At 69.7% G+C, this 11,828-nt stretch carries 11 protein-coding genes; 2 read left to right on the top strand and 9 right to left on the bottom strand.

What is annotated here, in order from left to right; genetic code table 11:
- Positions 1-86 precede the first annotated feature (86 nt).
- Both ABZ070_RS30685 and ABZ070_RS30680 read right to left on the bottom strand, forming a co-directional pair.
- Complete coding sequence (locus ABZ070_RS30685) at positions 87-1,076, bottom strand: iron-siderophore ABC transporter substrate-binding protein (RefSeq protein ID WP_356638593.1); 990 nt, start codon at positions 1,074-1,076, stop codon at positions 87-89.
- Positions 1,077-1,249: 173 nt separating this feature from the next.
- Positions 1,250-2,602: a lysine N(6)-hydroxylase/L-ornithine N(5)-oxygenase family protein gene (locus ABZ070_RS30680; RefSeq protein ID WP_356638592.1), complete on the bottom strand. Its 1,353-nt coding sequence runs from the start codon at positions 2,600-2,602 to the stop codon at positions 1,250-1,252.
- 248 nt (positions 2,603-2,850) lie between these two features.
- On the opposite strand from ABZ070_RS30680, the gene ABZ070_RS30675 reads away from it, so the two are divergent.
- Positions 2,851-3,798, top strand: coding sequence for a methionyl-tRNA formyltransferase (locus ABZ070_RS30675; RefSeq protein WP_356638591.1), 948 nt, complete (start codon positions 2,851-2,853; stop codon positions 3,796-3,798).
- 124 nt (positions 3,799-3,922) lie between these two features.
- Here ABZ070_RS30675 and ABZ070_RS30670 read toward each other — a convergent pair whose 3' ends face one another.
- The 7 genes from ABZ070_RS30670 to ABZ070_RS30640 all read right to left on the bottom strand — a co-directional run bounded on the left by ABZ070_RS30670 (position 3,923) and on the right by ABZ070_RS30640 (position 10,891).
- Positions 3,923-4,930, bottom strand: a complete 1,008-nt coding sequence (locus tag ABZ070_RS30670; protein WP_356638590.1) for a TIGR03842 family LLM class F420-dependent oxidoreductase — start codon at positions 4,928-4,930, stop codon at positions 3,923-3,925.
- Positions 4,931-4,951: 21 nt separating this feature from the next.
- Positions 4,952-6,355 (bottom strand): dihydropyrimidinase, encoded by a 1,404-nt coding sequence (hydA, locus tag ABZ070_RS30665; protein WP_356638589.1) that lies wholly within the window; start codon positions 6,353-6,355, stop codon positions 4,952-4,954.
- Between the two features lie 18 nt (positions 6,356-6,373).
- Positions 6,374-7,654: an aspartate aminotransferase family protein gene (locus ABZ070_RS30660; protein ID WP_356638588.1), complete on the bottom strand. Its 1,281-nt coding sequence runs from the start codon at positions 7,652-7,654 to the stop codon at positions 6,374-6,376.
- Positions 7,651-8,493, bottom strand: coding sequence for a nitrilase-related carbon-nitrogen hydrolase (locus ABZ070_RS30655; protein ID WP_356638587.1), 843 nt, complete (start codon positions 8,491-8,493; stop codon positions 7,651-7,653). Before ABZ070_RS30655 ends, ABZ070_RS30660 begins: the two co-directional genes overlap by 4 nt.
- Before the next feature lie 158 nt (positions 8,494-8,651).
- Entirely contained in the window at positions 8,652-10,067 is a 1,416-nt protein-coding gene (locus ABZ070_RS30650; protein ID WP_356638586.1) for a UL36 very large tegument protein, read from the bottom strand.
- 97 nt (positions 10,068-10,164) lie between these two features.
- Positions 10,165-10,545, bottom strand: coding sequence for a PPOX class F420-dependent oxidoreductase (locus ABZ070_RS30645; RefSeq protein WP_356638585.1), 381 nt, complete (start codon positions 10,543-10,545; stop codon positions 10,165-10,167).
- Positions 10,546-10,639: 94 nt separating this feature from the next.
- Positions 10,640-10,891: a helix-turn-helix transcriptional regulator gene (locus ABZ070_RS30640; protein WP_356638584.1), complete on the bottom strand. Its 252-nt coding sequence runs from the start codon at positions 10,889-10,891 to the stop codon at positions 10,640-10,642.
- 55 nt (positions 10,892-10,946) lie between these two features.
- On the opposite strand from ABZ070_RS30640, the gene map reads away from it, so the two are divergent.
- Positions 10,947-11,714, top strand: coding sequence for a type I methionyl aminopeptidase (gene map, locus ABZ070_RS30635; RefSeq protein WP_356638583.1), 768 nt, complete (start codon positions 10,947-10,949; stop codon positions 11,712-11,714).
- Positions 11,715-11,828: the final 114 nt, after the last annotated feature.

Raw genomic sequence — 11,828 nt, 5'->3', positions numbered from 1 at the left:
CGATGGCGTACGAGGCGCCCACCGGGGCCGCGTCGGCGGGGGTGGCGGCGGTGACGTCGGGCCCTCAAAGATCGCCCGGACAGGTCCTACTTGATGGCCGAGATCAGCGGCTCGACCTCGTCGATGGCGTACGGGATCGACAGGACGGTGTTGAAGGAGAAGGCCGCGCCGATGTCCGGGTCCTGGTAGGGCACGAACAGGTCACGCTTCTCCTGGTTGACCTTCAGCTTCTTGTAGAGCGGCTCGGCCTTGATCCGGTTGTTGGCCTCCGTGCTGGAGGTGACCCAGACGAGGCGGTCGACGTCGAGCACGTTCAGCTTCTCGGCGCTCAGTTCGGCGACGTTCCAGCCCGGCTTGGCCAGGGTGTCGATCTCGGGCTTCAGCTTGAAGCCGAGCTCGGAGAAGAAGATCGCCTTCGGGTCGGTCTTGGTGAAGGCCGAGTACTTGCCGGCCTCGAAGCTGTCGGCGACGGCGAGGGTCTTCTCGGCGAACTCGGGGTGCTTCTCGCGGACGGCCTTGAAGCGCGCGTCGATGCCGGAGATCAGCTTCTCGGTCTCCTCGCTCTTGCCGAGGGACTTGCCGATCTGGCGGGTCATCACCTGCCAGGAAGCTCCGTAGTCCGGCAGGTCCTTGGGCTGGGCGACGACCTTGGTGAACTTCGAGAGCGTGTCGTACTGCTCCTTCTTCATCCCCGAGTACTGGGCGATGACGAGGTCCGGCTTCAGCGCCGCGATCTTCTCGATGTTGTACTCGTCGCGCTCACCGACGATCTCGGGCTTCGTGGTCCCCCACTTGTCCTTCGCCCACGGCCACTTGCCGTACGGCGTCTCCTTGAACCAGTCGACCGCCCCGACCGGCTTGACGCCGAGCGCCAGAACCGCGTCCTGGTCCGACAGACCCAGGGTGACGACCCTCTTCGGCTCCGCGTCGATCGTCGTGCTGCCGTACTTGTGCTCCACGGTCACCGGGAAGGCGGCCGACTTGCTGCTCGCCTCACCCGAAGGCTTGGACTCCGTCTTCTCGGTCCCGCCCCCACAGGCGGACAGAGCAAGCGCGGCGACGGTGGCGACTGCCACACGGGGAAGGTGTCTGACGAACCGCGTCAGAGCGGGGCGTGTACCAGTGGACACGGATTTTCCTTTCACGGGGTTTCACAGTGCATGCCCCACCCGCCACGTACGACGGCGCTACGAGGCGGGGGAAGCGAGTGGGGGGCTCGACCGGAAGCGGTCGTGGGAACGCGGTGGACCTAGCGGACGGAGCCGATACCGTCGGCGACCGGCCGGGGCTCGCTGCGGACAGGCTCCGGACCGCGTTGGCGGATGGAGTCCAGGATCTCGCCGACCCGGATCGCGGTGTTGGAGAGCAGCGAGGACGTGATGCCGTGGGTGTGCTCGGTGCCGCCCTGGAGGTAGATGCCGCAGCGCAGTTCGGGGTCGGTGGTGATGCGGTAGTCACGCTCGACCCGGACGCGGCCCTGACCGTCGCGGTGGCAGCGCTCCCCGACCTCGCCGAGGAGTCCGAGGGGGTCCGCCTGGCCGTAGCCGGTGGCGAGGACCACGACATCGGCGTCCAGCACCTGCTCGTCGCCGGTGACCAGGGACGTGACGGTGGCGCGGACCTTGTCCCCGGCCTCCTCGACGCCGGTCAGACGCGAGATGTTGAGGAAGCGCAGTCGCTCGGTGCCCAGGACCTTCTCCTGGTACGACTGCCGGTACAGGTCGTCGATCAGGTCGATGTCCACCACGGAGTAGTTGGTGTTGCCGTGGTAGTCCATCAGCCTGCGCTTGATGTCGTCCGGTGCCGCGAAGTACTCGTCGACCGCCTGCGGGTCGAAGATGCGGTTGGCGAAGCTGCTGTCGTCGGCGGGGCTGTAGCCGTACCGGGAGAAGACGGCGCAGACCTCGGCCTCGGGGAACCGGCGGTGCAGGTACGCCACGTTCTCGGCCGCGCTCTGGCCGGCGCCGACCACGATGAAGCGGGTGGGGTCGGCGCCCTCGAGACCCTCCACCTTCGAGAGCAGGTCGGAGTTGTGCCAGACACGTTCGCTCCGCTCGACACCCTCCGGCATGAGCGGCCGCAGTCCCGTACCGATCACGAGGTTGCGGGCACGGTGGACCACCGTCTCCGACTCCGAACGAGCCGTCACGTCGAGGTACTCCACCACTCCGTCGCGGACGACGGGCTCGATGGAGACGACCTCGTGGCCGTAGGAGACCATGTCGTCGACCTTCGCCGCTGCCCACTCGAAGTAGTCGTGGAACTCGACGCGGAGCGGGAAGAGGTTCTTGTGGTTGACGAAGTCGATCAGCCGGCCCTTGCTCTGCAGGTAGCGCAGGAAGGTGTACTCGCTGGACGGGTTGCGCAGCGTCACCAGGTCCTTGAGGAACGACACCTGCATCGTCGCGTCGTCGATCAGCATGCCGCGGTGCCAGCCGAAGCTGGGCTGACGCTCGAAGAAGTGAGCAGTGACCGCCTCCTGCCTGCCGACACTCGCGTTGTGCTCGCTGAGCGCGATCGCCATGGCCACATTGGACGGCCCGAAGCCGATTCCTATGAGGTCGTGGATCAGAGGTGCGTCGCCAGGAAGAACCTGTGACATGTCACTCCCATCGTGCGGGACAGCCGCCTGTCAGGCGTGGATGAAAAGAACGAGACGCCGAGCCCGCCGTTGACGCCGGCCAGCCGAACTTAGGTAAAGCTAACCTGACCTGAACCGAACTGTCGACAGGGCAAAACGGACATGCGGCAGACCTCGGCACCGAACGGACCCAAAACCGGGGCCTGTTGCACCGTTAGGTAAGGCTTGCTTTACTTGGTCGGTCATTCGCGCTTCTGAGGAGGAACCCCATGCGGGTCGTCATGTTCGGTTACCAGACCTGGGGGCACCGCACCCTGCGAGCTCTCCTGGACTCCGAGCACGACGTGGTGATGGTCGTGACGCACCCGAAGAGCGAGCACGCCTACGAGAAGATCTGGAGCGACTCGGTCGCCGACCTAGCCGAGGAGCACGGCGTCCCCGTCGTCATCCGCAACCGGCCGGACGACGAGGAGCTGTTCCAGCGACTCAAGGAGGCCGAACCGGACATCATCGTGGCCAACAACTGGCGCACGTGGATCCCGCCGCGGATCTACACCCTGCCCCGTCACGGCACGCTGAACATCCACGACTCGCTGCTGCCGAAGTACGCCGGATTCTCGCCGCTGATCTGGGCCCTCATCAACGGAGAGCGGGAAGTCGGCGTCACGGCCCACATGATGGACGAGGTGCTCGACGCGGGCGACATCGTGGACCAGCGCGCGGTGACGGTGGAGCCCACGGACACCGCGACCGACCTGTTCCACAAGACCGTCGACCTGATCGCCCCCGTCACGGTCGGCGCCCTGGCCCTGATCGCCTCCGGGCAGACCGAGTTCACCAAGCAGGACCGCTCCCAGGCCAGCTTCTTCCACAAGCGCTCCGAAGAAGACATCCGGATCAACTGGGACTGGCCGGCAGCGGACCTCGAGCGCCTGATCCGCGCCCAGTCCGCCCCGTACCCGGCCGCGTTCACCTTCCACAAGGGCAAGCGCCTCGAAGTCCTCTCCGCCGTGGTCTCCGAGGGCCGTTACGGCGGTACCCCCGGCCGCATCTTCTACCGCGAGGGGGAGGGGGTCGCCATCGTCGCGGGAGCCGACGCCCGCACGGGCCGCAACCACGGCCTGGCCATCACACGCGTCCGTACCGAAGACGGCCAGGAGCTGTCCGGGGTCGAGTACTTCACCTCCATGGGCGGTTACCTCACCAGCCGTCCCTGACGACCGGTCGGCCGCAACGGCCTCCTGAACCGCGGTCGGCTTCGACGGCCTCGCGCACTCCGGCGCCCCCGGACGGTCCTGGGGGCGCCGGCATCGTCTCGGGTCGATCCGCCGGGAACATCCCTCAGGGCTGTTCGTTGATCGCGGGGATGATCTCGGAGCCGTAGGCGTCGATGGTGGCCTCCCTTGCGTCGTGCATGGCGTAGACGGCGAACTGGTCCACGCCCAGGTCCCTCAGCCGCCGCAGCTTTTCGATGTGGGCCTCGGCCGGGCCGAGCAGGCAGAAGCGGTCGACGATCTCGTCGGGCACGAAGTCGGTGGAGGGATTGCCGGCCCGGCCGTGGTGGCTGTAGTCGTAGCCCTGCCGGTCCTTGATGTAGGCGGTCAGTGCGTCGGGAACCATCCCGGAGTGCTCGCCGTAGCGGGAGACGAGGTCCGCGACGTGGTTGCCGACCATCCCGCCGAACCAGCGGCACTCGTCGCGGGCGTGCGCCAAGTCGTCCCCGACGTACGCCGGCGCCGCCACGCACATGGTGAGCGCGTCCGGGTCGCGGCCCGCGTCGGCGGCGGCCTGCCGGACGGCCTTGATCATCCACTCGGTGAGGAACGGGTCGGCGAGCTGCAGGATGAAGCCGTCGGCCTTCTGCCCGGCGAGAGCCAGCGCCTTGGGGCCGTAGGCCGCCATCCAGACCGGCAGCTTCCCGCCCCGCACCCAGGGGATCCGGATCGGGTTTCCGTCGACGAGCGCCTCACGCCCTTCGGCGAGGTCCCGGATGACGTCGATCGCCTCGCCCAGCCTGGCCAGGGTGTTGGGCTTGCGGCCGGCGACACGCATCGCCGAGTCGCCGCGGCCGATGCCGCACACGGTCCGGTTGCCGTACATCTCGTTGAGCGTGGCGAAGGTGGATGCGGTGACCTCCCAGGTCCTGGTGCCTGGATTGGTGACCATGGGGCCGACGGTGAGTTTCGCGGTGTGTTCCAGGATGCGGCTGTAGATGACGAACGGCTCCTGCCACAGCACCGCGGAGTCGAAGGTCCAGCCGTAGCGGAAGCCGTTGCGTTCCGCGCGCCGCATCAGTCCGACGACCGCCGATGCGGGCGGGTCGGTCTGCAGGACGAGTCCGAAGTCCACGTCGAGGCCTCCTGGTTCCGACTAGCTGAGGTACTGGCAGGTGGAGCGGGGGGTGTAGACGCCGTGGCCCGCACGGCCGGTGAAGGTCCGCTGGTCGATGACCACTTCGCCGCGCGACAGGACGGTTTCCACCCGGCCGGTGATGCGCCGGCCCTCGTACGCGGAGTAATCGACGTTCATGTGGTGGGTCTCGGCCGACAGTGTCTGCTCGGCGTGCGGGTCGTAGACGACGACGTCGGCGTCGGCGCCGGGCGCGATGGTGCCCTTCTTCGGGTAGAGGCCGAACATCCTGGCCGGGGTCGCGCAGGCGATCTCGATCCAGCGGCGCCGGCTGATGTGCCCGTCGACGACGGCCTGGTGCAGGAGATCCATCCGGTTCTCCACACCCGGCAGGCCGTTGGGAATCTTGGAGAAGTCCCCGCGCCCCAGCTCCTTCTGGCCGCTGAAGCAGAACGGGCAGTGGTCTGTGGAGACGACCTGGAGGTCGTTGGTGCGCAGCCCCCGCCACAGGGCGGCCTGGTGCTCGCGCGGCCGCAGCGGTGTGGAGCAGACGTACTTGGCGCCCTCGAAGTCCGGCTCCGCGAGATTGTCGGTGGACAGGAAGAGGTACTGCGGACAGGTCTCGCCGAAGACGTTGAGCCCCTTGTCGCGGGCCTGGGCGAGCTCCGCGACGGCCTCCTCGGCCGAGACGTGCACGACGTACAGCGGGGCGCCGGCGACCCGGGCGAGCTGGATGGCCCGGTGGGTGGCCTCGGCCTCGAGCAGCACCTTGCGGACCTCGCCGTGGTAGCGGGGGTCGGTGCGGCCCTCGGCGAGGGCCTGCTCGACGAGGACGTCGATGGCGATGCCGTTCTCCGCGTGCATCATGATCAGGCCGCCGTTGGCGGCGGAGCGCTGCATGGCGCGCAGGATCTGGCCGTCGTCGCTGTAGAAGACGCCGGGGTAGGCCATGAAGAGCTTGAAGGAGGTGACGCCCTCCTCCACGAGGCGGTCCATCTCCTTCAACGAGGTCTCGTTGACGTCGGAGAGGATCATGTGGAAGCCGTAGTCGACGGCGCACTTGCCGTCGGCCTTGGCGTACCAGGCGTCCAGGCCCTCGCGCAGCGACCGGCCGACCGACTGCACGGCGAAGTCCACGATGGTGGTGGTACCGCCCCAGGCGGCCGCACGGGTACCGGTCTCGAAAGTGTCGGAGGCGAAGGTCCCGCCGAACGGAAGCTCCATGTGGGTGTGCGCGTCGACGCCGCCCGGGATGACGTACTTGTTGGCCGCGTCGATCGTGCGGTCCGCCGTCCAGGCCTGCGCGGCGGGCGAATGGTGTGCGGCGAGCGCGGCGATCCGGCCGTCCTCGACGAGCACGTCGGCGTGCATCTCGTCGGCGGCGGTGACGACAAGTCCGCCGCGGATCAGGGTGCGGTTGCTCATGGTCTCCTCGTGTGACGACTAGAGGTTGCGCAAGGCCTGTTCGAGCACCGAGGCGCCTTGTTCGGCTTCCGCGACGGTCAGTGAGAGGGGCGGGGCGATGCGCAGGACGCTGGTGTCGTGGCCGCCGCCCTTGCCGATGAGCAGCCCGCCCTCGCGGGCGGCCTCGAGGACGGCCGCGGCCGCCTGCGGGTCGGCCTCGTCCGTGCCGGGCTTCACCAGCTCGATGCCGATCATGAGTCCGCGGCCCCGCACCTCACGCACCGCCGGCACGCCGGCGGCGATCCCGCGCAGCCGCTCGATCAGCAGGCCGCCGACCCGTCGGGCGTTGCCCTGGAGGTCGTGCTCCAGGAGGTAGGAGAGGTTCGCGACGCCGGCGGCCATGGTGATCGGGCTGCCGCCGAAGGTGGAGATGGAGTTGGCGTCGAGACAGTTCATGATCTCGGCGCGGGCGACGACTCCGCCGACGGACATGCCGTTCCCGATGCCCTTGGCGAACGTGAGGATGTCCGGCGGGCCGTTCCGGTCGTGGGCCTGCCAGCCCCAGAAGTGCTCACCGGTGCGTCCCCAGCCGGTCTGCACCTCGTCGGAGATCCACAGGATGCCGTGCCGGTCGAGCACCTCCCGGAAGGCCGCGTACAGGCCGTCCGGCGGTGAGGTGAAGCCGCCGACGCCCTGCACGGGCTCCGCGATCAGCGCGGCCACGTCGTGGGTGTGGCCGAGCAGGTCCTCGAGGTCGGCGACGCACGCCTCGACGAACTGCGCGTCGGACAGCTGCGCGAAGGGGCCTCGGGTGCGGACACCGCCGTGCACGTACAGCGTCTGCAGCGGCGACAGGCTCGTCGGGGACCAGGCGTGGTTGCCGGTGACGGAGACCGCGGAGAACGACCGGCCGTGGTAGCTGTTGCGCATCGCCAGGATCTGGTTGGAGCGGCGGTGGCCGGTGGCGAGCAGCAGGGCGGTGTCGTTGGCCTCGGTGCCGGATGTGGTGAAGAAGACGCGGGCGTCGGGGATGCCGGACAGGGCGGCGATCCGTTCCGCGAGCTCCACCATGGGGCGGTTGAGGTAGAGCGTGGAGGAGTGGATGATCCGCCCGGCCTGTTCGGTCACCGCCTTGGTGACCTCGGGCAGCGCGTGCGCGGTCATGGTGGTGAGGATGCCGCCGAAGAAGTCGAGATAGCGGTTGCCGTCGGCGTCCCAGACGTGCCGGCCCTCGCCGTGCGTGATCTCGATGGGCTTCTTGTAGTAGAGCGCCACCCAGTCGGGGATGACGGCCCTGTGCCGCTCGTGCAGGTCGGTCACGGCTGAACCAGCCCCTCGTACGCGTCGGGACGGCGGTCGCGGTAGAACGCCCACTGCTGCCGCACGGACTCGATCAGATCGAAGTCGAGGTCCCTGACGACCAGTTCCTCCTCCTTGCTGCTGGCGAGGTCGCCGACGAACTGACCGCGGGGGTCGACGAAGTAGCTGGTGCCGTAGAAGTCGTTGTCGCCGTACTCCTCGATGCCGACGCGGTTGATGGCGGCGACGAAGTACTCGTTGGCGACGGCGGCGGCGGGTTGTTCCAGCTGCCAGAGGTGGGACGAGAGGCCGCGATGGGTGGCCGACGGGTTGTAGACCAACTGGGCTCCCTGAAGGCCCAGTTGGCGCCAGCCCTCGGGGAAGTGGCGGTCGTAGCAGATGTACACGCCGACCTTGCCGACAGCGGTGTCGAAGACAGGCCAGCCGAGGTTGCCGGGCCTGAAGTAGTACTTCTCCCAGAAGCCCTTGACCTGGGGGATGTGGTGCTTGCGGTACTTGCCGAGGTAACTGCCGTCGGCGTCGATCACGGCCGCGGTGTTGTAGTAGAAGCCCGCGCCCTCCACCTCGAAGACCGGGACCACGATCACCATGCCGGTCTCCCTGGCGAGGTCCTGCATCCGCCGGACCGTCGGACCGTCCGGGACGGGCTCGGCCCACCGGTAGTGCTCCGGCTCCTGGACCTGGCAGAAGTAGGGAGCGTTGAACACCTCCTGGAAACCGATGACCTTGGCGCCCTGCCGGGCCGCCTCGCGGGCGTGCTCCTCGTGTTTGGCGATCATGGATTCGGTGTCGCGGGTCCAGGTGGCCTGGACGAGTGCGGCGCGTACGACGGTGGCCATGAGCTGCTCCTTCGACGGGACGTCAGAGAGCTTCTACGCACGTAGACGCAGTGCGTAGGAGGAGAACGTAAGCCTCGTCACACACTGGGGCAAGACCATCGTCGTGAACCCGCTGAGTCGATCTTGTTTCGCACCCGAGCGGTCGACATCGGACAATTTCAGCCGCTGAGGTGTCCGGCCACGCGCAGCGCGTGGACGATGTCGCGCTCCTGCGACGCCGCGAGTCCCCGGGCGGCGGCGAGAAGCAGGGGCACCAGACGGGCGGGTTCCCGCCCGGCGAGGGCAGCGGCGTCCTCGGCGGTGCGGACCTGCATGAACGCGGACAGCAAGGACTGTGCGCGACGGGACATGCCCTCGTCCTCGAGCACGAGGACCGCGTCCGCAATCTCGTCGGCGGAGCGGAACACCCCCTGCCGCAGAAGCTGCCTGCCGTCGTCGTCACGGCCCGCCGCGATGAGCGCGTCGGCGGACGCGGCGAGCCGCAAGGCCGGCTGCGACGCCGCCTCCCAGAGCAGGGTCGCCCAGTCGGCGGCGAGCCCGGAGCGGTGCAGTTCGTCGGCGAGCGCCGGCAGCCAGGCCGCCGGGCGGGCGGCGGCCTCGCAGATCACGGCGTGGGCCTCGCCGCCGCGGCCCTGGACGCGTAGCCGCCCGAGAGCGGCGACGGTGTCCCTGGCGGCGCGCTCCGCCCCCTCGGGCGTGGGCGCGGGCTCCGCAGGGGGCGGCGGTTCGGGGGCGCCGCCGTAGCGGGCACCTCGGGGCGTGTCCCCGCCGACGGGCAGCAAGGGCACGGCGACGGCGTCCTCCCCCGCGTCCTCGACCCCGGCGAACCGGGCGCCGCCCCGCTTGCGGGGCTTCTTCTTGCGGGCCGGAGCCTTCGGCGCACGGTCGGGTCCGGCTGACGCCCGGTCCGGTCCGGCTGACGCGTGGCCGGGTTCGGCCGACGCCCGGTCGGGTCCGGGCGGCGCGTGGCCCGGTTCGGCCGACGCGTCGCCGGGCCGCGTCACGGGGGGCTGCGCCAGGTGGTGCTGCCCCGCGCCGGAACCTTCGGGCCGGTCCGTGAAGGAGGACGCGGCCGGGTCGAGCGCCGAGAGGGTCGACAGGCGGGACTCCAGTTCCGTTGTGCGGCGGACCGCGCGGGCGTGGTCGTCGCGCACCCAGGCGAGTTCGTGGCCGAGGCGTTCCGTCTCCGGCGAGGCTTCCGCGTGGCGCGGCAGGAGCCGCAGCAGTTCCTCCGCCCTGGCCTGGGCCCGCAGCCGCTCGCGGCGCATGAACTCGAGGCGTTCTTCCAGCGTCTCGCGCCCGCCCGGCAGCCGGTCGTACGCTGCCGCGGCCGAAGCATGCAGCGCCCTCGCCTGCGCGGGCTCTGCCCCCTGTCCGCCGGGCAGGTCCTGGAGAAGGGACTCGACCACGTCCCAGGGCGGGATCTCCGCGCCGTCCAGGCAGGCCCGCATCCCGTCGGGGTCACGCTGCCGGAAGACGGCGTACCAGCCGTCGTCGGGGTCGAGCCGCGCCACCAACTTCCCGAGATGCTGCGCGAACCTTGCTGCTTCAAACGGGAGTTGACGCTCCGTCATCGCCGCCCCTGCCTCACCGCCGACTGGAGCCCTCCGTTGCCGAGGGCACCGCAGGCATTGGATCGCAGTGGTGTTACGGGGCTGCTACGGCGTGTTTTCAGAAGGTGACCGCGATACCCGTGTGCGGCCGCTTGCCGAGGCGCGCCACCATCGCGGGCCAGTCGACGACCCAGAACCGCCAGGTGTACTTGCGGGCGAGCAGCTTGCGTACCGCGCCGGTCCCGGCGGCGTCGAGCAGCCGCGCGGTGCCCTCCGCCGTGGGCGCGCCGTCCTCGACCCTTCCGCGCACGTCGCAGACGGTGACCTGGACACGGCTGTCGTTGCGGAGGCGCTTGACCTTCCAGGAGTCGGACCGGGTCCAGACGAACAACTCACCGCCGTCCACGGCGAACCACACGGGCGTGGCCACCCCGGTCCCGTTCTTGCGGAACGTGGTCAGACTGACGTACTTGGCGTCGGCGAACTTGTCGGCACTCACGCCCGCGAGACTACGCGGTGCCCGCCGCCACCGAACAGGGGCCACCCGCCGATGTCACACCGCCGGCACGAGGGCGCGGGCGCACGAGCCGGTGTCACGCAGGCACGAGGGCGCAGCGCACGACGAGTTCGTCCATGGACAGGCCGAGGGTCGCGGCGAGCGCGGCGACGGTGAAGAACGCCGGCGTCGGGGCACGGCCGGTCTCGATCTTGCGCAGTGTCTCCGCGGAGAGTCCCGCAGCAGCCGCCACGTCGACCATGCTGCGGTCGCCGCGCGCCTGGCGGAGGAGCCGGCCGAGTCGCTCGCCGCGTTCGCGCTCTTCGGGGGTGAGGGGTGTGCGGACCATGCCGGTATTCTAATGCCGGTATTGAAATACCGCATCGACCGGTATAGTAATTGGCATGGTGGAGATCAAGAGCGATACATCGATCGAGGCGATGCGCGAGGCGGGACGCATCGTGGCCCAAGCGCTCGCGGCGGCACGGGAAGCCGCCGACGTGGGCGTGAGGCTCCGCGACCTCGACGGGGCGGCCCGCGCGGTCCTCGAGGAGGCCGGAGCCGGTTCCCCCTTCCTCGGCTACCGCCCGGACTGGGCACCCGTCCCGTTCCCCGCCGTGCTGTGCGTTTCCGTCAACGACGCGGTCGTCCACGGCATCCCGGGCGACTACGAGCTCCGCGACGGCGATCTGGTCAGTGCCGACTGCGGCGCCGTCCTGGACGGCTGGGTCGGCGACGCGGCCGTCAGCTTCACCGTCGGACGCGCCAGGCCGCAGGACCTGCGGCTGATCGGCACGGCGCAGGAGGCCCTCGACGCGGGCATCGCGGCGGCCGTCGTCGGCAATCGCATCGGCGACATCGCCCACGCCGTGGGCCGGGTGTGCCGCTCCGCGGGTTACGGCATCCCGGACGGGATCGGCGGCCACGGCGTGGGCAGGACCATGCACGAGGACCCGGGGGTGCCGAACGAGGGGCGGCCCGGCAGGGGGATGCCCCTGCGGCACGGCATGGTCCTGGCGATCGAGCCGATGGTGATCGCGGGCGGTCACGACGACACGTTCACCGCGCGGGACGGCTGGACCGTGCGCACGGCGGACGGCAGCCGCGCCTCCCATGCCGAGCACACGGTCGCGATCACGGACGACGGCCCGCGGATCCTCACGGCCTTGTAGTACCGCACGGCTGCCGTCGAAGGCCGGTAATCCCAGCTCGATCTGCCCGGCCGGCTGCCCGGGACCCGCCGCGCGCTCGAGCGCAGCGCGACAGTCCCGCACCGGTTCGCGTAC

The organism is Streptomyces sp. NPDC006283 (assembly GCF_040613325.1).
In the GTDB taxonomy this organism is placed as follows: Bacteria; Actinomycetota; Actinomycetes; order Streptomycetales; family Streptomycetaceae; genus Streptomyces.
This window is presented reverse-complemented; position numbering and strand designations above follow the sequence as displayed.

What these genes read in the sequence shown, in the direction of transcription:
- ABZ070_RS30680 (WP_356638592.1), bottom strand. Translation starts at nt 2,602, where the DNA reads ATGTCACAGGTTCTTCCTGGCGACGCACCTCTGATCCACGACCTCATA.
- ABZ070_RS30675 (WP_356638591.1), top strand. Translation starts at nt 2,851, where the DNA reads ATGCGGGTCGTCATGTTCGGTTACCAGACCTGGGGGCACCGCACCCTG.
- hydA (WP_356638589.1), bottom strand. Translation starts at nt 6,355, where the DNA reads ATGAGCAACCGCACCCTGATCCGCGGCGGACTTGTCGTCACCGCCGCC.
- ABZ070_RS30655 (WP_356638587.1), bottom strand. Translation starts at nt 8,493, where the DNA reads ATGGCCACCGTCGTACGCGCCGCACTCGTCCAGGCCACCTGGACCCGC.
- ABZ070_RS30650 (WP_356638586.1), bottom strand. Translation starts at nt 10,067, where the DNA reads ATGACGGAGCGTCAACTCCCGTTTGAAGCAGCAAGGTTCGCGCAGCAT.
- ABZ070_RS30640 (WP_356638584.1), bottom strand. Translation starts at nt 10,891, where the DNA reads ATGGTCCGCACACCCCTCACCCCCGAAGAGCGCGAACGCGGCGAGCGA.
- map (WP_356638583.1), top strand. Translation starts at nt 10,947, where the DNA reads ATGGTGGAGATCAAGAGCGATACATCGATCGAGGCGATGCGCGAGGCG.